Source organism: Cryobacterium sp. Hz7, from assembly GCF_004402815.1.
Taxonomy (GTDB): Bacteria; Actinomycetota; Actinomycetes; order Actinomycetales; family Microbacteriaceae; genus Cryobacterium; species Cryobacterium sandaracinum.
Genome location: NZ_SOFB01000058.1, coordinates 104,230 through 123,657, shown reverse-complemented (window position 1 = coordinate 123,657; position 19,428 = coordinate 104,230). Strand labels below are relative to the sequence as shown.

Below are 19,428 nucleotides of genomic sequence, written 5' to 3'. Positions count from 1 at the left end.
TAAAAGGCGATTATGGCAGTCGTCCACAGGTTTCACGCGTAGTTATCCACACCGGGCGTTCCAGTAATTATGCGGGCAAAAGCCACATTTCACTCTGCTGTCCACAGGGTTATCCACAAGGCTGTGGATAGACGTATCTTCGACGTCTGCCAGGCCGGCCTGCCCGCCTCGCGGCGCAGGTCTCAATCGGCGGCCCTACGGCGGGCCCACGCGCCCCGGCCACAGGTCGACACCCAAACCGTTCTCCAGACGGGCCACGGTCGCCAGGTCCGGCCAGGACCGTCCGTGCAGCACCGAGAGCAGTGTCGTGTGGTCTAGCCCGGCATCGCGCGCCACGGCGCGCACGCTCCGCTTGCCGATTGCGGCCTGCACGTTCACCGCGAACTGACGGGCCACCTCGCCGACGGCGCCCGCCGACGGCACGTCGGGCCACCCCACCACGAGGTCACGGGGAGCAGGTCGCGCCGGTCTGGACATAGCCCGAGCGTAGACGACGGATGTCCCCCTCGGATCGCCCACCCAACCCGTCAGTCGAATCCACGGTGGTCGGGCTGGTCGAGACCCGGTGAGCTGCTCTCTGAACTTGTGAACAAACCTTCGAGATAAAATCTGAATCTAGTCTCTAAATACTGACAGACTCTCGACTCTGTGTTCGCTTTGAGGTATCCTCGTATCATGATCAATCTCGCGGATGACCTCAGGCAATCGGCCGAGGCCGTCGCCCTGCTGGGTTCCTCGAGTGCCGATTATGAGGCGCTGGCTGATGCCGCAGTATTGTCCGGTCAGAAGCAGATCGCGGCGGCTCGCCGCCTGCTCGACACCCGCGCCGCGTGGATGGCCGGCACCATCGCCCGGCGGTCCCGGCCGGAGTTGGGCCACTCCGGGTTGGCGGCGCAGCAGGGGTTTCTCTCGCCGGAGGCCCTCATCCAGAAGTGGACCGGCTCCTCGAAGGGCGACGCCTACAAAATGGTCGCCGTCGGCACCATGATGGCTGATGCCGAAGCAGCCGAGAAGCAGGTCGAGGCGGCGCTCTCCTCGCCCGACAGGGATGCCGCCGAGGTCGCCGAGTTCGAGTCGAAGGTGCCGTGGCAGGCTCCGATCGCCCGGGCCGTCACCGCCGGAACCCTCTCCGTCGACGCGGCCGAGTCGATCCGCTCAGGGCTCGGCCAGATCGACGCGGCAGTTAGCGCGGAGAAGCTCCGGGTGGCCCTGGCGGCGCTGCTCACCGAGGCCTCGTCACTGAATGCCGATCAGGTGTTCAAGCAGGCGAGACGGATGCGCGACCGGCTCGATGAGGCCGGCATCGCCGCCCGCGAGAAGCAGGCCCACGACGACCGCTACCTGCGGGTCTACCGGCTGGGCAACGGCAACGTACGCCTGAACGGGCTGTTCGCGCCCCAAGACGGCGAGTTCGTGCTCTCCACCTTCGACTGAGCAGGTCAACGAACACGGGCCGGCCGAACCGGCCGCTCACGGGCAGATCGAGGGCAACCCTTTCCCCATCTCCCAGGAAACCATCGACCGGCTGCTCTGCGACGCCGGCACCCGCGGCATCAAATTCGACGACAACGGCCAGATCATCAACGTCGGCCGCGACGAACGACTCTTCACCGAGAAACAGCGCGCCGCGATGGCCGTGCGTGACGGCGGATGCCTCTGGATCGACTGCGACAGATCACCGGCCTGGAGCGAAGCCCACCACACCAACGAGTGGTTGAAAGGCAACGGCTACACCGACCTCGCCGACGGGGTACTCCTCTGTCATCCCCACCATCTGCTGCTGCACAACCAGCATTGGACGATCAGCCGCACCGGAACTCAGCATTGGTTGCGGCCACCGGTGGAGGTTGACCCGAAGCGGACACTGATCGCTCTGCCGAGCAAGCGGGCGAACCTGTAGGGCGGGACGGGTCGCCGGGTCTCGACGGGCTCGACCACCGGGGCTGAAACTACCGGAACGACACAAGGCCCCCAATCTCTCGGGGGCCTTTCTGTTCGACTGGGTGGACGGCAATCAACCCATCGTGTTCGCTGTGGGTTGATTGCAAAACTCAAAACTTCGGCCTGACCCCGTGTGCTGGTTGCGTAGTTCCTCGCGATTCTTCTGAATGATCTTGCCGATCCTCTGGCGTTCGACGAAAATCTTCTGAAAATTCATGGAATCGAGGGACACGCCTCCGCTGGCTCCACCGCGCTGTAGCGCCCGCGAGCGCCACGAAAGCTGGAACGCCTTCCTGAACCGCCTACACCCGTGTGTGGTGTGGTGCAGTTTCTGGTCATCGACGAAGTCTTTCGCGTCGCGCAGTGACCGGGCGAGGCGGTCGAGCTTGGTGACCACAAGCGTGTCCCCGGCCCGGCATGCAGCCAGCGCTTCTCGTAGTCCTGGCCGCGCCCGGTTCGTGCCGGTGACCCTTGATCGGTGAACGTCCGGCTATCGGGCACCCGATAGATATAGATCCAGCACATACGTCGGCGATGGGCGTCCCAACAGCGTATGCTGGAATGGATGTGCGCCAACTCACCGGTGACGACCTGGAACTCATTGCGAAAGCGGAAGAGGCAATTGGCGCCAACACGGACGTTGAAGGCGGCGTACACACAGTCAGGGCTGCCGTTTGTGATGCCACGGGACATATCCACGTCGGCGTCAACGTTTATCATTTCACGGGTGGCTCCTGCGCTGAGCTCGTCGCGCTGGGATCAGCACGAACCTCCGGAGCGCGCGAGCTAACGGCGATTGTCGCCGTGGGCGACAGTCGGCGTGGCGTGAACATCCCGTGCGGCCGCGATCGCCAAGTTCTTGCCGAAGAGAAAGCGACCGCTGATGCGGTGAGCTCGGTTGCTGGCTAGTTCGACCATGAGTTGTCACGGGACGGCCGGGTGCCTCACGAACGGATAGCTTCCCATAACGCCGTTGACAGTTCCTGATGAGGCAACCCGACCGAGCTGTGGTTCTGCGGCGTGGACCCGACCTTTTCACCTTGCTGCTGCGTGAGGAAGAATTAGTCTGTACAACCACGATCCGAGACACCAATGGGTCGTGGTGAGAATTGTGCCGCCGAGAGCTACCATTCCTCCCAGCACGATTCCCAGCGCTGATAATCCGAAATAGAAGGACAAGGCCGCACCTGCAAGTAGCACGGTGGACAGCAGGTAGGAAAACCGTCGTGGACTCGGCGTGGGGGGAAGCGCCGGAGCTCGAAACATATGGCGAACGACCAAGTTATAGACCAGATCGAGAATCATGCCACGGGGAAATAGTGCACCTGTGAGAGGAACGATTGCACCCAATCCAAGAATGATAGGCGACTGCAAAATCAATCCGAGAACGATCAAGACAGTGCCCACTGCCGGTGTGAATCGTAGGGGCCATGCGTAACAAGACTTGGCTTCATCATCGAGGCCTCCGAATCCCTGCTTATCCAGATTGGTCTTCGTTAGTTCTCTCAGTGCCGCCACCTTCGATTCCTTGATGCTGGCCATAGGCAACCCCATTTCGCAGACAGGGGCTATTCGTCTTTTCTTAAGACATCTCAATGTTCCTAGGATATCGAACCCATGCCTCCGGCCCGGCGATGAGTGTTCACTCCCACTCCCGGCACCTACATGGCAATCGACCGTGCCAGTGGCAAGCGCGTCACCAGACCCGTCACACCAGTGACCGTCACCATCCCGATGGATGCCGGAGCCCCAGCCGAACGGAATCAGGACCCCCGGTTGGCCGTGAAGCACCTCCAGAAGTTCGCCTTCAATTACCTCGCGGCGACCATCGCCGCCGTGTCATCGAACCTGCGGAAGATATTCGACTTCTTCGTGAAGACCGCCGAACGTGACAGCGGCGAGAGTCTCTCCCGAGGACGCCGACGCAAAGAAGCCACCGGAACACCGCTGAACAAACACAGCGCACTTCCCGCCCTGGCACCGCCGCAGTAACGGAAACCAACGCCAATTCCGAACGTCACCCCGCGCACCGAACGCTTCAGCTTGCCCACCAGCAGGCTGATTGGCGTTTAAAGCGCAAACCCCCGAGCGGCGAGCGTTAAAACGGCCACCGAACGCGCACTGAGTCGTTAAAAGAAGAAGGCCGGCCGAGCATTTCTGCTCAACCGACCGGTCCACTTGGATTTCATGACAACCATTCCTGGATTTCCTGAAACACCCACTGTGCGCGAGGGGGGACTTGAACCCCCACGTCCTTTCGAACACTGGCACCTGAAGCCAGCGCGTCTGCCAATTCCGCCACTCGCGCGAACTTAGGCAGATTAGCACTTTCCGAGGGCACAACGCCATTCGAGACAGGCAGGCCGCGCGAACACAGGTCTGCGCGGCGTGCCGAACATCCTGAACACGCGCCCGATATGCGCCCGACATGGTGACCCGGACTGGCTCCCGTAGGATGACAACCCTCACCGGGTATTGCCCGGCGGGTGAGTTAACACTTGAGACAAGTAACATGCTCATAGCCGAAAGGATCGGATCGGGAGACCTGTGGGCATTCTGGATAGTTTTGAAAAGGGTCTCGAACGCGCCGTCAACGGTGCGTTCGCCAAGACCTTCAGGTCGGGGCTGCAACCGGTTGAAATCACCTCAGCACTGCGTCGCGAACTCGACACAAAAGCAGCGGTCGTGTCCCGCGATCGCATTCTCGCGCCCAATCGCTTCACGGTGCGAATGAGCCATGCCGACTTCCAGCGCATGTCCGCCCTTGGCCAGACCCTCCTCGACGAACTCACCGAACTCGTGCAGCTGCACGGCCGCGAGCAGCGTTACCAGTTCGCCGGCGGCGTCTCGATCACCCTGTCCGCGGATCGCGGCCTCAGTGAGGGCATGGTCCAGATCGACTCCAGCACGATCAAGGGCAGCGTCGCCTGGATCCCCGTGGTCGAGGTCAACGGCAAGCGCTATCCCCTGACGCAGTCGCACACCGTCATCGGCCGCGGGAGCGACGCCGACATCACCATCGACGACTCCGGCACCTCTCGCCGGCATGTCGAGATCCTCTGGGACGGCTCCCGTGCCCAGGTGCGCGACCTCGGCTCGACAAACGGCTCCCAGCTCAACGGTTCACCGGTCACGCAGGCCATCCTCGAGCCCGATTCAGTCGTCACCATCGGCCGCACCCGCATCGTCTTCCGGGTCATCGCGCAGGCATCCTCTTCCGAGCCGGTGACCGAGCGTCACCGCGACGGCGGCCGCGAACGTCACGACATGGACGGATTCTGGGGACCCACCGCATGAGCGTCAGTGAGCTCACCCTGCTGGTGCTGCGCCTCGGCTTCCTGCTGGTGCTCTGGCTCTTCATCTTCGGCATCGTCTATGCCCTGCGCAGCGACCTGTTCGGCCAGCGCGCCCGCAAGATGCAGGCGGATGTCGCTGGCTCGGCCGGCGCGCCCGCCGCGTTCCCGAGCGCCACGCCCGTGCCGAGCGCCACCCAGCCTCCCGCCGCCGCGGCCTCCGCGCCGACGGAGCAGTTCACGGCTCGGCCTGGCCCGGCGTTCACCGCCGTGGACGACAAGGCCACCAGCCAGAACGCGACCCGCCTCGTGATCACCTCCGGCCCGAAGTCCGGCACTGAGTTCCCGCTCACCGGCGACTCGATCACGATCGGGCGGTCGGGCGACTCGAGCCTCGTCATCCGTGACGACTACACGTCCACCCACCACGCGCGTCTGATGCTCTGGCATGACAAGTGGATGATCCAGGATCTCGATTCGACCAACGGCACCTTCCTGGATGGCAACCGTTTGGCCGTGCCGACCCCGGTCCCCCTGAACACCACCGTCAAGATCGGCGCAACCAGCTTCGAGCTTCGGCGGTAGCTGCATGGCGACAGTCAGTCACAGCGCGGCCGCGTCCCACGTTGGAAAGATTCGGTCCAACAACCAGGACTCCGGCTATTCCGGGCGCCATCTCTTCCTGGTTGCCGACGGCATGGGCGGGCACGCCGGCGGCGACGTCGCTTCGGCGATCGCCACCAAACGCATCATGGATGCTGACCGGGACTTCCAGTCCCCGCAAGACGCCGAGTTCGCCCTGCAGGCGGCGCTGATCGCCGCGAATTCGCAGCTCGCCGAGACCGTGTTCGAGCACGCCGAACTCACCGGCATGGGCACCACCGTCAGCGCGCTGATCGTGCTGGAAGACGAGGTGGCGATCGCGCACATCGGTGACTCGCGCATCTACCTGCTCCGCGAGGGCGAACTCTCCCAGATCACCATCGACCACACCTTCGTACAGCGGCTCGTCGACAGTGGCCGCATCACCGAGGCGGAAGCCATGGTGCATCCGCGCCGCTCGGTGCTCATGCGCGTGCTGGGCGACGTCGAATCGGCGCCGGAGATCGACACCTCCATCCTTGCGACCTTCCCCGGTGACCGCTGGCTGATCTGCTCCGACGGGCTCAGCGGCGTGGTCTCTAATTCGGGCATCGCCGCGGCCCTGCTCAGCCCACTTGACGCCCAGGGCGTGGCCGATCGCCTGGTCAAGGAAAGCCTCGACGGCGGAGCCCCTGACAACGTCACCATCGTCGTCGTCGACATCGGCTCACCCGCCGAACGCATCGACATGCCCACCGTGGTCGGGTCGGCATCCGCTCCCCTCGCCTTCGGCGAGGAGCCCACCCGCGGCCGGGCGCTGCGCATGTCGAGCTTGCGCCTGCACCCCGTGCGTGAAACGCACTTCGAGCCTGACTCCCAGGACTATCTCTCGGAGCTGATCGAGGAAGACAATCGCCGGGCCCGCCGCCGCAAGATCACCTGGCTGGTCGGCATCATCCTGCTGATTCTGGCCATCGTCGGCGCCGGCTTCCTCGGCTACCGGTGGACCCAGTCCCGTTACTACGTGGGGGTGGAAGGCAGCACGGTCGCCATCTTCCAGGGCGTGCAGCAGGACCTCGGCCCCCTCTCCCTGTCCTCCGTCTTCGAGGACACCGACCTGGAGCTGTCCGAACTGCGGGTCTACGACCGGCAGCAGGTCGAAAAAACCATTAGCGCAACCTCCCTCGCGGATGCGTTGCTCATCGTCGAACGGCTCCAAGATGCCAGCGTCCAGTAACCGGTCCACGACGACGGATGCGCCTGCGCGCCCGCCCCGCACAGGTCGCGTGCGCCGACTGCACCTGCCCCAGAAGCTGCGCAACCTCGAGTTGGTCCTGCTGCTCATCGCCTGCGGCATCAACGCGGCCACCGTTGTGCTCGTGCAGCTCGGCGCGCTCGGCCGAATCGACACGACACTGGTGCTGCTCGGCGCCGGCCTGTCGGTGCTGGTTCTGGCCATGCACGTGGTGCTGCGCGTCGTGGCCCGCGAGGCCGACCCGTTCATCCTGCCCATCGCCACCCTGCTCAACGGCCTCGGCATCGCCATGATCTACCGCATCGACCTGGCCAACGAAGAGTCCGGCTGGGCCAGCGCCTCCGTACGCCAGACCGTGTGGAGCGCCCTGGCCATCGGCTGCGCGATCGCGGTCATCCTGATCATCCGCAACCACCGGGTGCTGTTCCGCTACACCTACATCGCCGGGTTCGTCGGTGTGGCACTGTTGCTGCTCCCGCTCGTTCCCGGCCTCGGCCGCGAGGTCAGCGGGGCGCGCGTCTGGATCGGCGTCGGATCCTTCGCCACCTTCCAGCCGGGCGAGATCGCGAAGATCGCCCTGGCCGTCTTCTTCGCCGGCTACCTCGTGCGCAACCGCGACAGCCTCTCCATGGTGGGCAAGAAATTTCTTGGCATGCGTTTCCCGCGCCTGCGCGACCTCGGCCCGATCCTTGTCGTCTGGGCGCTGTCCATGTCCGTGATCATCTTCCAGCGCGACCTCGGAACCGCCCTGCTCTACTTCGGTCTATTCCTGGTCATGCTCTACCTGGCCACCGGCCGCCTCAGCTGGGTGCTGCTGGGCATGTCCCTCTTCCTCGGCGGTGCCCTCATCGCCAGCCAGACCCTGGACTACGTCAACGGCCGGTTCCAGAACTGGCTCGACGCCCTCAACCCGGATGTCTACGGGGCCGACGGCGGCAGCTACCAGCTGGTGCAGGGGCTCTTCGGTCTCGCCAAAGGCGGGCTCATCGGCACGGGCCTGGGCCAGGGGCGTCCAGAGATCACCCCCGTCCCCCAAAGCGACTACATCATCGCCAGCCTCGGCGAGGAACTCGGCCTGGCCGGCATCTTTGCGATCCTCGCGCTCTACCTGCTCCTCGTCGCGCGCGGCTTCCGCATCGGCTTCGCCGGCAATGACGACTTCGGCAAGCTGCTCGGCGTGGGTCTCTCCTTCGTCATCGCCCTGCAGTGCTTCATCGTGATCGGCGGCGTCACCCGTGTGATTCCCCTCACCGGTCTGACCACACCCTTCCTCGCCGCCGGCGGGTCCTCCCTCGTCGCGAACTGGATCATCGTGGCCCTGCTCCTGCGCCTGTCCGACACGGTGCGCAACCAACCCAGGCTGGTGGTCTGATGAATCGTGAACTCAAACGAGTGAGCATCGTGGTCATGCTCATGTTCGTGGCCCTGCTCGTCTCCACGACAATCGTGCAGGTCTTCCAGGCAGACAGCCTGTCCGCGGATGCCCGCAACACCCGCACGCTCTACGACAGCTACTCCGTCGAACGCGGTCCGATCCTCGTCGCGGGCGAGCCGATCGCCCAGTCGATGCCCGCCGACGATGAATACAAGTTTCAGCGCACCTACAGCAACGGGCCGCTCTACGCCCCGATCACCGGGTTCATTCCGCTCAACGGTGCGCCCACCGGGCTGGAGCATTCCCTTAACGGCGAACTCAGCGGAACGTCCGACGCCCAGTTCTTCGACAAGATGAACGCCCTGATCACCGGTCAGAACCCCAAGGGGGCTTCTGTGGAGGTCACGATCGACCCGGTCGCGCAGCAGGCCGCCTGGGATGCCCTCGGCGACCTCACCGGCTCCGTCGTCGTCTCCGAGCCGGCGACCGGTCGCATCCTCGCCCTGGTCTCCAAGCCCAGCTACGACCCGAACCTGCTCACCGTGCACGACAACCAGCAGGTCACCGACAACTATCAGTCGCTGCTGAACGACGACGGTAACCCGCTGCTCAGCCGCGCCACCAAAACCCTCAACCCACCCGGCTCGGTGTTCAAGCTGGTCGTGATGACGGCCGCCTTGGAATCGGGCAAGTTCACCCCGGAGAGCACCTTCCCGAACCCGCCCACGTACCAGCTGCCCGGCTCGTCGGCGGTCGTCATCAACTCCGGCGGCGGCACCTGCGGCGGAGGGGACACCGTCACTCTCGCCACCGCCCTGCGTCTCTCCTGCAACATTCCACTGGCCGAACTAGGTCTGCAGCTGGGCAACAAGGCCATTCGCGACACGGCCGAGAAGTTCGGCTTCAACAGCGACTATTCGATCCCCCTCGACGTGTCTCAAAGCGTGTACCCCACGGTTCTCGACGACGCCCAGACCGCACTCTCGGCCTTCGGCCAGACGGATGTCCGTGCGACGGCCCTGCAGATGGCGATGGTTTCAGCCGCGATCGCCAACGGCGGCCAGCTGATGACGCCCAACCTCGTCGACAAGGTGACCGCACCGGACCTGAGTCCGATTCAGGTCTTCGAGCCGGAAGCAATGAAACGGGTGATGAGCGCCGAAACGGCGGCAACACTGAACCAAATGATGGTCAACGGAGTCCAGGATGGCGCCGCCAGCAATGCAAGAATAGACGGGGTCAAGGTGGCAGGTAAAACGGGCACGGCGGAGAACGCCGAGGACGAGCCTTACACCCTGTGGTTCACCGGATTCGCTCCTGCGGAGGATCCGAAATATGCGATCACCGTTCTCGTTGAAAATGGCGGGGGACTTGGCCAGACAGGGTACGGCAATCTGCTTGCCGCACCTATTGCAAAGGAAGTACTAGAGGCGGTGCTGAACAAATGAGACCCACATCAGGGCTCACCTTCGGGGGACGATACGAGCTGCAGTCCCGGATCGCCATTGGCGGGATGGGCGAGGTTTGGAAGTCGATCGACCTCGTAATCGGTCGCACGGTCGCCATCAAGATTCTCAAGGACGAGTACCTCGGTGACCCTGGGTTCCTCGAGCGGTTCCGCGCCGAGGCCCGTCACGCCGCGCTCGTCAACCACGAAGGCATCGCCAACGTGTTCGACTACGGCGAAGAAGACGGCAGCGCCTTCCTCGTGATGGAACTCGTACCCGGTGAAGCACTGTCCACCATCCTCGAGCGCGAGCATGTCCTCCCCGCGGACAAGGTGCTGGACATCGTCTCCCAGACGGCCGCCGCACTTCACGCCGCGCACGCCGCCGGACTCGTGCACCGCGACATCAAGCCGGGCAACCTGTTGATCACGCCCGAAGGCCGCGTCAAGATCACCGACTTCGGCATTGCCCGCATCGCCGACCAGGTGCCGCTTACCGCGACTGGCCAGGTCATGGGCACCGTGCAGTACCTCTCACCCGAGCAGGCCAGCGGCCGCTCCGCCTCGCCGACCACCGACATCTACTCGCTCGGCATCGTCGCTTACGAAAGCCTCGCCGGCCGCAGGCCGTTCACGGGCGAGTCCCAGGTCGCGATCGCCATGGCGCAGATCAATGAGACCGCCCCCGACCTGCCCGACACGGTGTCGGAGCCGGTGCGCAACTTGGTGATCTCCTGCCTGGCCAAGAACCCCGCGGACCGTCCGGCCTCGGCCGCGCACCTGTCCCGTGCCGCCGCAGCCCTCCGCCGCGGCGACATCGCGGCCGCTGCGGCATCCGTGCCTGCCATCATGAACGGCGTCACGCCCACCTCCGCGACCATGTTGATGCCCGGCGCCGGCGGAATGCAGGCCACGACCGTGCTGCCCACCGGAGCGCCCGCGACGCGTGCCTCCGCGACGGCGGAACCCGAGGAAAAGAAGCGCAGCCCGTGGACCTGGCCGCTGATCGGCCTGATCGGCCTGCTCGCGCTCGTACTCACCGGCACCCTGATCGCCCTGTTCACACAGGACAACACGACGCCGGTGGAGACGCCGACCACGTCGGCACCGGCATCGGTGACTCCGTCCCCGAGCAAAACGCCCACCCCCTCGGCGACCCCCGCGCCATCGCCGACCCCAACGAGCAACACCGTCGAAGTCAGTCTGGCCGACTACCAGGGACTGACCAGCACGGAGGCGCGCGACAAGCTGTCCGGGCTGGGATTCGTAGCGGATGTCCAAGCCGGCAACGCGGCCACCACCCCGGAGCAGATCGCCGACACCGTCTACGACGTGAACCCCACCGGCCCGGTGACGAAGGGTTCCACGATCACGGTCACGGTCTACGCCCCCGCCGTCACCCCCGACGACCCGACCGCGGCGCCCACCGTCGCCCCCGCCTCGGTCGCCGCCGGAGCAGAGGCCACGGTCACCTGGGCTGCACAGTCCTGCCCAAGCGGCCAGACCCTCTCCGGCTATGAGGTCGTGGCCGACGGCGACGCCGTCTCCCCCGGCCCGATCAGCCCGGACGCCACCTCTACGAAGATCACCGCGGGTCCCGACGCCGGCACCTTCACGGTCAAGTTCCGCTACATCTGCGGCCAGGTCGCATCGGCCTACTCGAAGTCCAGCACACCTGTCACCGTCACCCCGGCGGCGTAGCGGAGGCTCAGGAAGGTACGGCTAAAATACGGTGAACTGTGTGCGCGAGCTGGGAGTAATGCTTTGACTGATGAAGGCCGTCTGCTCGCCGGTCGTTACCGGGTGGGTGCGCTCCTCGGGCGAGGTGGAATGTCCGATGTGCACATCGGCACCGATTCCCGGCTCGGCCGCACGGTCGCGATCAAGCTGCTCAAGTCATCGCTTGCCGCCGACCCGGCATTCCGCACCCGCTTCCGCCAGGAGGCGCAGGCGGCCGCCCGTATGGCTCACCCCACCATCGTGCGCGTCTTCGACGCGGGCGAGGAGTCTGTCTCCGAGATCGGCGGCCACGAATCGCAGATCCCGTTCATCGTGATGGAATACGTCGACGGTCGACTGCTCAAGGACATCATCCGCGAGGGCGCGGTTCAGCCCGACGAGGCCGTTCGCATCATCGTCGGCGTTCTGACAGCCCTCGAATACTCTCATCGCGCGGGCGTCGTGCACCGCGATATAAAGCCCGGCAACATCATGATCACCAAGACAGGTCAGGTCAAGGTGATGGACTTCGGCATTGCCCGGGCCATCTCCGACTCCTCGACGACCGTGGCGCAGACCACGGCGATCCTGGGCACCGCCTCCTATTTCTCCCCCGAGCAGGCCAAGGGTGAATCGGTGGATGCCCGCACCGACCTCTACTCCACGGGCGTGGTCCTGTTCGAGATGCTCGCCGGTCGCCCTCCATTCCGCGGTGACTCCGCCGTGGCCGTCGCCTACCAGCACGTCAGCGAAGCCCCGGTCGAACCGAGCTCGATCAACTCCCGGGTGTCCCCCGCACTCGACGCCGTCGTGCTGCATTCCCTGGCGAAGGACCGTTTCACGCGCTACCAGAGTGCCGTGGAGTTCCGCACCGACGTCGAGCTGGCCGGGTCAGGGCAGATTCCGGAGTACCACACGTCCGATGACTCCAGCGGCGGGCTGTTCGCTGCTGCCCCGCTGGCGGCTTCCGGCTCCGAGCTCGCGCTCAAGCAGCTCACCGAAGACGAAACCATGGTGCGCACGCAGCGCCGCCCACCCGTGATCTGGATCTGGGCCGGTATCCTCAGCGTCATCGTCATCGTGCTCTCCGTCATGATCTGGGCCTTCAGCCTCACGCCAAGCGTTGATCTGCCCGACAACTCGCGCCGGGTGCCGTCGCTCACCGGATTCAGCTATGAGAACGCCCAGAATTCACTTCTGGACCGTGACCTGGCCGCGATCCGGGCCGAGGAGGCCAGCGCCACGGTGCCCAAGGACCAGGTGATCCGCACAGACCCTCCGGCAGGCACGATCGCCCAGCCGACCGACCTGATCGAGGTTTATGTCTCCACCGGCGCCCAGCCGGTCGACGTCCCGGATGTCACCAACCTGCCCCTCGCCGACGCCCAGACCGCGGTGACGGACCTCGGCCTCACCGCGGGGTCGGTCACTCGGGAGAACTCTCCGACCATCGCCGCCGGTCTGGTGCTCCGAACCGACCCAGTCGCCGCGACGACGGAAAAAACCGGTGTCACGGTCGATTTCATCGTCTCCAGCGGCCTCGTAGCCCTCCCCGACCTCGAGGGTCAGCTCCTGAGCGCGGCGATCGATATGCTCGCCGCAGCCGACGTGCAGTTGTTCCCCATCCCCACACCCGATGAGACATGTCCCCAGCAGGATGGCTCGCCGGTGACCCAGCAGTCCCTGGCTCCGGGCGACGTGCCCCAGAAGTCCGAGGTTACGCTGGTCTACTGCACCGGCCCGGCTGCCGACTGAGTCCCGGCCCGGCGGCTGACTGCCTCAGCTGAGCTTCAGCAGGGGAGTGAGCCCCTGGGCCGTCTTCCGGGCGCCGGGCAGTCCGGCCAGAACCAGCCAGTTGGCCACCATCAGGTAGCCGCCCTCGGTTAGCACCGACTCGGGGTGGAACTGCACACCCAAAATGGGGGCGCTCACGTGCCGGAGCCCCATGATCACGCCGCCCTGCGTGCGTGAGGTGACGATCAGGTCGCTCGGCACGGTGCCGTCGACGACGGCGAGCGAGTGATACCGCGTCGCCGAGAACGGCTGCGGCACGCCGGCGTAGAAGTCGCTGCCGTCGTGCGTGATCAGGCTGGTCTTGCCGTGCATGAGTTCTTCGGCGTTGGTGACCGTGGCCCCGAAGGCCTCGGCAATCGCCTGGTGCCCCAGGCAGACGCCGAACAGGGGCTGACCGGAACCGAGGGCGGCGCGCACGATCGGTACGGAGACGCCGGCGTCGGACGGCTTGCCGGGACCGGGTGAGATGAGCACGCCGTCAAATTCCGCGATGCGGGCCGCGGCCTCCTCCGGCTCGAAGGCATCGTTGCGCAGCACGACCGTTTCGGCTCCGAGCTCCATCAGGTAGCCGTTGAGCGTGTAGACGAAACTGTCGTAGTTATCGATGACGAGGATGCGGGTCATGGGCTTCCTACCGTGACTTCCTGATTGTTGACAATGGAATCCACCCATGGGAACGCCCAGGTGGCAAGCACGAACAACATGGCTGTGAGCAACACGAACACCAGCACGATCCGGAGCCAGACCGGTCCGGGTAGAACCCGCCAGAGAGCAGCGTACATCCGAGCCTCCTAGCCCTGGGCCTGGGCCTGGGCATTGATAACGGTCGCGACTTCGGCCGGCGGGCCGGCAGATGTCGGTTGCCACGCCTCGAGAACACCGTACGCGATGATGCGCTCGTCCGTGGAGAGCAGGGGATTGCAGCTCGTGAGCGTGATGAACCGGTCGACGGGCGCCACATCCGGATTGTGCGGCACCGGCGCGATCACATCGACCGCGGTCGGGGCGACGTACTCGAGGTCGCGGAACCGGTAGGTGTAATAGCCATCGGCGGTCTGAACGTAGATCGCGTCGCCCAGCTGGAGTTCGTTGATCAGGTGCATGCCACCGCCGTTAGCGCTGCGGTGCGCCGCCAGGGCGAAGTTGCCGACCTCACCGGGCATCTGGGTGTCGGGGTAGTGGCCGATCCCCGACCGGGAGCTGTTGAGCACATTGTTACCAATCCCCTCGGCGATGGACCGGTGATAGTCCGCCCCGAATCGCGGCACGTAGAGCACGGCGAAGGATTGGGCGCTGGGGGGAGCCTCACGGACGACCGGGTCACCGAAGTCGGCCGGGGCCGACTCCCCCGGGTCGGTTGTCTGCGGGGTATCCGCGGCCTGATCGCGACTGGACCGCTCGTCGTCAATCCAGGTCTGGCTGATCTCGGCCGCCGCCTTCGACTGCTGACCGGCCATAATCATGTCATTCCACCAGAGTTGCCAGCCCAGGAATGCGAGCACGAGAACGCCGGCCGTGATAAGCACCTCGCCGATGATCCCCACGGCACTGAGTCGCGGGCGACTCTTGTGGCGGGGGGCGTGGCGGGTCGCCTCTGCGGGAGGCTGATCTGCTCGCTCGGACATGGTCTCAATTCTAATCGGGGAGGTGGGTCCTCTCTGCCGGGCGCCTGCCGGTCGATCCAGCCAAAGACGCTAGAATCGCAGGCATGTCACGCGCGAATCCCCGCAGCAAGCCCGCCCGCACCGAGGTCGCCCGCTCCGGCGAGGCCGGTCCGAACGCCGTGTGGTTCAAGCCGGTGATGTTCGGTTTCATGCTCATCGGGCTGGCCTGGATCATCGTCTTCTACGTGAGCCAGGGAACGCTGCCCGTCGCTGGTTTCGGGTCGTGGAACATTCTGGTCGGTTTCGGGATCGCCTTCGTCGGCTTCCTGATGACCACCCGCTGGCGCTGATCCCGCCCTTATCCGGCCCGGTTGTCACACCTGTCGAGACCCCGTCCCGCACCCCCGCGACGGGATAATGACAACGGTGTAATTATCCCCATGTGGACAAACCTGTGGATAACTTTTCCGGGAGGCGACCGCGGCCGAACCGCTCGCTGAATCCCGGCACTGTGTCTCACATTGTGCACCTGCTAAGGTGCTGTGTGAAACCAAGCGGGGGCACCGGCCGAGACGCGGTCGAGACGTGTTTCCGCTGTGTGAGAAGAGGCGTAACTCATGAAAGCATCAGCAGAACTCGGCTCCAACCTTCAGTCCGTTCTCGTCGACCTGATCGAGCTGCACGTGCAAGGCAAGCAGGCGCACTGGAGCGTCGTGGGCAAGAACTTCCGGGACCTGCACCTCCAGCTCGACGAGATCATCGACGATGCCCGACTATTCACCGACCAGCTGGCCGAGCGGATGCGCGCGCTCGACGCCCTGCCGGACGGCCGAAGCGAGACGGTCACGGCGACCACCCACCTGCCCAAGTTCCCCGCCGGAGAGGTGGACACCTCGGAGACCGTCGGCCTGGTCACCGAACGCCTCGACGCGGCGGTCGACAACATCCGTGCCGTTCACGACGCGGTCGACGAGGAAGACCCGACGAGCGCCGACATCCTGCACGGCTTTATCGAGAAGCTGGAACAGTACGCCTGGATGGTCAGCGCCGAGAACCGCACCCCGCGCAAGGCGCCGGCCAAGGCCCCGACCAGGCCAGCCGGCAGGGCCTGAGACGGAAGCTGCGCCTCCTGTTTCACGCACCTGCACACGGAGCCTGGTGTGGTCGGTACCAAACCAGGAGGTCGGTTTGACGAGGATAGAAAGTCCGGGACCGACCTGGCTGACCGTGCCCGGGAAACGCACGGCGGAGTCCAGCCTGCGCGACGCCGCAACGGCTGCCTTCGCAGTGAACGGAGACGCGGGGCGGGCCCTGGAGCTCTCCCGCGCGCTCGGCGGCTCCGTTCCCCGACCAGGGTCAGGGCGAACGCTGCGCCTGCTTGAAACCCTGGCTTCCCTGGCCGCCGCGGACCTCACGGCCGCGCGGGTAGCCGAGGCGCACCTGGACGCCCTCGCCATCCTCGACCAGGCCGCCCTGCATCCGGCCGGGCTCGTCGCGGGGGGCAGCCCGGAACCGAGCTGGGGCGTCTTCGCCGCCGAGGCCGCGGGGTCTCGTCTCGAGGCGAGACCGGTCGGCGGCGCACGGTGGCGTCTCGACGGCACGAAACCCTGGTGCTCGCTCGCCGGCTCGCTCAGCCACGCCCTGGTCACGGCGAACACCGCGGCCACCACCCAGCGGCTGTTCGTGGTCGACCTGGCCGACCCCGGCATCACCGTCCGCACGGACGCCTGGGTGAGCCGAGGGCTCCCCGCCGTGCCGAGCGGACCGGTCGAGTTCCGAGGCACTATGGCCCGGCCGGTCGGCGACGACGGCTGGTACCTCCGCAGACCGGGCTTCGCCTGGGGCGGGATCGGCGTCGCGGCCTGCTGGTGGGGTGGCGCCGTGGGTCTGGCCAGGCGGGTCTGGGAGTCCGTACTCGAGCGAGAGCCCGATCAGATCGCGCTCGCGCACCTGGGCGCCCTCGACCTCGCACTGACCGCCGCCGGGACCTCCCTGGCTGCCGCCGCGGCGGCGATCGACGCCGGGGACGCCGTCGGCGACCAGGGCGCACTCCTGGCAGCGCGGGTGCGCGGCCAGGTCGCGCGCACGGTCGACGAGGTGATCACCCGCACGGGCCACGCGCTCGGCCCCGCGCCGCTCGCCTTCGACGCTCGGCACGCCGGGCGCATCGCCGATCTGCAGCTCTACGTTCGCCAGCACCACGCCGAACGGGACGACGCGGCGCTCGGCCGCCGACTACGGGACGCCGGGGTATCCCCGTGGTGAGCTTCAGTCACACGGATGCTGGCACGGCCGAAACCGTGTGGACGGCGGTGCACGGTGATGCGGCCGGCGTGCAGGCACTGCGCATCGACGGATTGCGCCGACTCGTCGTGGTCGCGTCGCATCCCGACGACGAAACGCTCGGTGCCGGCGGGCTGATCGCCCGGGCCGGGGGAGCCGGAGTTCCGGTGACGGTTGTGGTGCTCACCAATGGTGAGGCCTCCCATCCCCGGTCCCGTACGCACGACCCCGGGCGGCTTGCGGAATTGCGCCGGGTTGAGGTGACGGCTGCCGTCACCGCCCTGGCGCCCACGGCCCTGGTGCGCCTGGTCGAGCTCCCCGACGGATCCCTCGCCGAGCGCCCGGAGGAGGCGTCCCGGGCGATTTCCGTCGAACTCGGGGCCGGCGGGCCGGGAACCTGGTTGGTCGCCCCCTGGAGCCTGGACGGCCATCCTGACCATGCGGCGGCGGCCGAGGCCGCCCGCCACGCGGCCCGCGGCCGAGGTGTCAGCCTCTTCGAATACCCGATTTGGGCCTGGCACTGGTCCACCCCGGGGGACCCGATCTGGTCGGACGGCGTGCTGCGAACCCTTGACCTGGCGCCCGAAGACCGTCGGCGTAAATCTAGGGCAATGGCTCTGCACATCAGTCAGGTGCAGCCGCTGTCCGAGCTGCCCGGCGACGAAGCGATCATCCAGGCGGCCTTCGGTGCGCACTTCGAACGCGAGTATGAGATTTTCATCGAGATCGAAACTGAGAAAAGGTCGGGGAATAGAGCGAGTCTGGCCGGGGATTTCTTCGAGGAGTTCTACGCCGGGAACCGTGACCCGTGGAGTTTCGAAACTCGCTGGTACGAGGAGCGCAAGCGGTCACTGACCCTGTCGGCGCTGCCTCGGAAACGCTACCGAGCGGCGCTGGAACTGGGCTGCTCGATCGGCATGCTGACGGCTGGTCTTGCCGACCGGTGCGACACTGTCGCCGCGGTCGACATCGCCGAGCAGCCGCTCCAAGTCGCCCGCGCCCGGCTGGTATCACGCCCCAGCGTCACTTTCGCACGGCTCACCCTGCCCACCGACTGGCCGGAGGGCTCCTTCGATCTCATCGTGTTCTCCGAGGTCGGGTACTACTTCTCGGCGGAGGAATTGCGAGCGGTTCTCGGGCGATGCCGCGATAGCCTTGCTGCCGGTGGTGTGCTCGTGGCCTGCCACTGGCGGCATCCGGTGCCGGAATATCCACTGACCGGCGACCAGGTGCACGCAGAGCTCGGCAGGCTGGCCGGGTTCGAGCGCACGGTTGAGCATCGGGAACGCGACTTCCTGCTCGAGGTGTTCGAAGCCGCGCCGGCTCGCTCGGTCGCACAACATGAAGGCCTGGTTCCGTGAGCGGCCGCGGCGCGATCGACAGAATCATCGTCGTGGTACCGGCCCGCAATGAGGAGGAGCTCCTGCCGAGATGCCTGTCGGCATTGGCCGTGGCCGTCGGAGAGGTCGGCGGGGTGGCCGGTCAGGCGCCGCCGGTCATCGACGTCGTGGTCGTGCTCGACCGGTGCAGCGATGGTACAGCCGACGTCGCCTCGGAGTGGCCGATATTCGCGAGCATCCAGACGAACGGTGGCGCCGTCGGCGTTGCCCGCCGCGCCGGGGTGCGGCACCTTGTGCCGACCTCTGACCGGTTCACCTCGGCGACGTGGATCGCGACGACGGATGCCGACTCCGCTGTGCCGCCGAACTGGCTGACCGTTCAGCTCGCATTCGCCCGCAACTCCATCGATCTCGTCCTGGGAACCGTGGTTCCCGACGAGGGGTTGTCCGACGGAGGCAGGGAACGGTGGGACGCCCAGCACCGCCTGGTCGAGGGCCACACCTATGTGCACGGTGCGAACCTCGGAGTGCGCGCCGACCGGTATTTGCACGCCGGAGAATTCGCGCGCGTCGACGGGCATGAGGACGTGCGGCTGGTCTCCGCCCTGCGTGGTCTCAGGGTGAGCGAGATTCGCACCGAACTGATCCCCGTTGTTACCTCCGGTCGCCTCGCCGGGCGCACTCCAGAAGGATTCGCCGGCTATCTGCGTGATCAGGCGGCCGAAGCCACTTCCTAGGGGAGTGAGTCCTCATCGTTTGGTTGTGTCGCTCCCGGAAGGTCGCGGGCTGACCGCA

Annotated in this window: 22 protein-coding genes and 1 tRNA gene; 16 read left to right on the top strand and 7 right to left on the bottom strand. The window is 66.0% G+C overall.

Annotated elements, in window-relative coordinates:
* Positions 1–195 precede the first annotated feature (195 nt).
* Positions 196–477 (bottom strand): helix-turn-helix transcriptional regulator, encoded by a 282-nt coding sequence (locus E3N86_RS16350; RefSeq protein ID WP_134401976.1) that lies wholly within the window; start codon positions 475–477, stop codon positions 196–198.
* A gap of 198 nt (positions 478–675) precedes the next feature.
* Between E3N86_RS16350 and E3N86_RS16345 the strand changes: the two genes are divergently transcribed.
* Together E3N86_RS16345 and E3N86_RS16340 are read left to right on the top strand one after the other, a co-directional pair.
* Entirely contained in the window at positions 676–1,434 is a 759-nt protein-coding gene (locus E3N86_RS16345; protein WP_134512301.1) for a DUF222 domain-containing protein, read from the top strand.
* 196 nt (positions 1,435–1,630) lie between these two features.
* On the top strand, positions 1,631–1,900 hold the full coding sequence (locus E3N86_RS16340) for a hypothetical protein (protein ID WP_134512300.1): 270 nt from the start codon (positions 1,631–1,633) through the stop codon (positions 1,898–1,900).
* 114 nt (positions 1,901–2,014) lie between these two features.
* Here the strand turns inward: E3N86_RS16340 and E3N86_RS17935 are convergent, their stop codons facing one another.
* On the bottom strand, positions 2,015–2,368 hold the full coding sequence (locus E3N86_RS17935; RefSeq protein WP_370295561.1) for a recombinase family protein: 354 nt from the start codon (positions 2,366–2,368) through the stop codon (positions 2,015–2,017).
* A gap of 134 nt (positions 2,369–2,502) precedes the next feature.
* On the opposite strand from E3N86_RS17935, the gene E3N86_RS16330 reads away from it, so the two are divergent.
* Positions 2,503–2,850, top strand: coding sequence for a cytidine deaminase (locus tag E3N86_RS16330; RefSeq protein WP_206751015.1), 348 nt, complete (start codon positions 2,503–2,505; stop codon positions 2,848–2,850).
* A gap of 126 nt (positions 2,851–2,976) precedes the next feature.
* On the opposite strand, the gene E3N86_RS16325 is transcribed toward E3N86_RS16330, so the two are convergent.
* Positions 2,977–3,483 carry a DUF4395 domain-containing protein gene (locus E3N86_RS16325; RefSeq protein ID WP_166784794.1) on the bottom strand — a complete coding sequence of 169 codons (507 nt, stop codon included), beginning with the start codon at positions 3,481–3,483 and terminating at the stop codon, positions 2,977–2,979.
* A 96-nt stretch (positions 3,484–3,579) separates the two neighbouring features.
* On the opposite strand from E3N86_RS16325, the gene E3N86_RS16320 reads away from it, so the two are divergent.
* Positions 3,580–3,933, top strand: a complete 354-nt coding sequence (locus tag E3N86_RS16320) for a hypothetical protein (protein ID WP_104100620.1) — start codon at positions 3,580–3,582, stop codon at positions 3,931–3,933.
* A 232-nt stretch (positions 3,934–4,165) separates the two neighbouring features.
* On the opposite strand, the gene E3N86_RS16315 is transcribed toward E3N86_RS16320, so the two are convergent.
* A tRNA-Leu gene (locus tag E3N86_RS16315) sits at positions 4,166–4,249 on the bottom strand.
* 239 nt (positions 4,250–4,488) lie between these two features.
* Between E3N86_RS16315 and E3N86_RS16310 the strand changes: the two genes are divergently transcribed.
* From E3N86_RS16310 to pknB, 7 genes are all read left to right on the top strand, one after another.
* Positions 4,489–5,238, top strand: a complete 750-nt coding sequence (locus E3N86_RS16310; RefSeq protein WP_104100621.1) for a DUF3662 and FHA domain-containing protein — start codon at positions 4,489–4,491, stop codon at positions 5,236–5,238.
* On the top strand, positions 5,235–5,819 hold the full coding sequence (locus E3N86_RS16305; RefSeq protein WP_104100622.1) for an FHA domain-containing protein: 585 nt from the start codon (positions 5,235–5,237) through the stop codon (positions 5,817–5,819). The genes E3N86_RS16310 and E3N86_RS16305 overlap by 4 nt, the downstream gene beginning before the upstream one ends.
* A 4-nt stretch (positions 5,820–5,823) precedes the next feature.
* Positions 5,824–7,053 carry a PP2C family serine/threonine-protein phosphatase gene (locus tag E3N86_RS16300; protein ID WP_104100623.1) on the top strand — a complete coding sequence of 410 codons (1,230 nt, stop codon included), beginning with the start codon at positions 5,824–5,826 and terminating at the stop codon, positions 7,051–7,053.
* A complete protein-coding gene (locus E3N86_RS16295) occupies positions 7,037–8,443 on the top strand; it encodes an FtsW/RodA/SpoVE family cell cycle protein (protein WP_104100624.1) in 1,407 nt (468 codons plus the stop codon). Before E3N86_RS16300 ends, E3N86_RS16295 begins: the two co-directional genes overlap by 17 nt.
* Positions 8,443–9,894, top strand: a complete 1,452-nt coding sequence (locus tag E3N86_RS16290) for a penicillin-binding protein 2 (RefSeq protein ID WP_104100625.1) — start codon at positions 8,443–8,445, stop codon at positions 9,892–9,894. The genes E3N86_RS16295 and E3N86_RS16290 overlap by 1 nt, the downstream gene beginning before the upstream one ends.
* Complete coding sequence (locus E3N86_RS16285) at positions 9,891–11,594, top strand: protein kinase (RefSeq protein WP_104100626.1); 1,704 nt, start codon at positions 9,891–9,893, stop codon at positions 11,592–11,594. The genes E3N86_RS16290 and E3N86_RS16285 overlap by 4 nt, the downstream gene beginning before the upstream one ends.
* A 63-nt stretch (positions 11,595–11,657) precedes the next feature.
* Positions 11,658–13,367 (top strand): Stk1 family PASTA domain-containing Ser/Thr kinase, encoded by a 1,710-nt coding sequence (pknB, locus tag E3N86_RS16280; RefSeq protein WP_104100627.1) that lies wholly within the window; start codon positions 11,658–11,660, stop codon positions 13,365–13,367.
* Positions 13,368–13,391: 24 nt separating this feature from the next.
* Here the strand turns inward: pknB and E3N86_RS16275 are convergent, their stop codons facing one another.
* From E3N86_RS16275 to E3N86_RS16270, 3 genes are read right to left on the bottom strand one after another with little or no spacing between them, the layout of a single operon-like run.
* Entirely contained in the window at positions 13,392–14,030 is a 639-nt protein-coding gene (locus tag E3N86_RS16275; protein WP_134342744.1) for an aminodeoxychorismate/anthranilate synthase component II, read from the bottom strand.
* Positions 14,027–14,188, bottom strand: a complete 162-nt coding sequence (locus tag E3N86_RS16955) for a DUF4175 domain-containing protein (protein WP_146067669.1) — start codon at positions 14,186–14,188, stop codon at positions 14,027–14,029. Before E3N86_RS16955 ends, E3N86_RS16275 begins: the two co-directional genes overlap by 4 nt.
* A 9-nt stretch (positions 14,189–14,197) precedes the next feature.
* Positions 14,198–15,031, bottom strand: a complete 834-nt coding sequence (locus tag E3N86_RS16270; RefSeq protein ID WP_134375261.1) for a class E sortase — start codon at positions 15,029–15,031, stop codon at positions 14,198–14,200.
* Between the two features lie 83 nt (positions 15,032–15,114).
* On the opposite strand from E3N86_RS16270, the gene E3N86_RS16265 reads away from it, so the two are divergent.
* From E3N86_RS16265 to E3N86_RS16245, 5 genes are all read left to right on the top strand, one after another.
* On the top strand, positions 15,115–15,360 hold the full coding sequence (locus tag E3N86_RS16265) for a cell division protein CrgA (RefSeq protein WP_134512298.1): 246 nt from the start codon (positions 15,115–15,117) through the stop codon (positions 15,358–15,360).
* Between the two features lie 267 nt (positions 15,361–15,627).
* A complete protein-coding gene (locus E3N86_RS16260) occupies positions 15,628–16,122 on the top strand; it encodes a Dps family protein (protein ID WP_104100631.1) in 495 nt (164 codons plus the stop codon).
* 76 nt (positions 16,123–16,198) lie between these two features.
* Complete coding sequence (locus E3N86_RS16255) at positions 16,199–17,275, top strand: acyl-CoA dehydrogenase (RefSeq protein WP_134512297.1); 1,077 nt, start codon at positions 16,199–16,201, stop codon at positions 17,273–17,275.
* Positions 17,269–18,654 (top strand): bifunctional PIG-L family deacetylase/class I SAM-dependent methyltransferase, encoded by a 1,386-nt coding sequence (locus tag E3N86_RS16250; RefSeq protein ID WP_134512296.1) that lies wholly within the window; start codon positions 17,269–17,271, stop codon positions 18,652–18,654. The genes E3N86_RS16255 and E3N86_RS16250 overlap by 7 nt, the downstream gene beginning before the upstream one ends.
* A complete protein-coding gene (locus E3N86_RS16245; RefSeq protein ID WP_134512295.1) occupies positions 18,651–19,370 on the top strand; it encodes a glycosyltransferase family A protein in 720 nt (239 codons plus the stop codon). The genes E3N86_RS16250 and E3N86_RS16245 overlap by 4 nt, the downstream gene beginning before the upstream one ends.
* Positions 19,371–19,428: the final 58 nt, after the last annotated feature.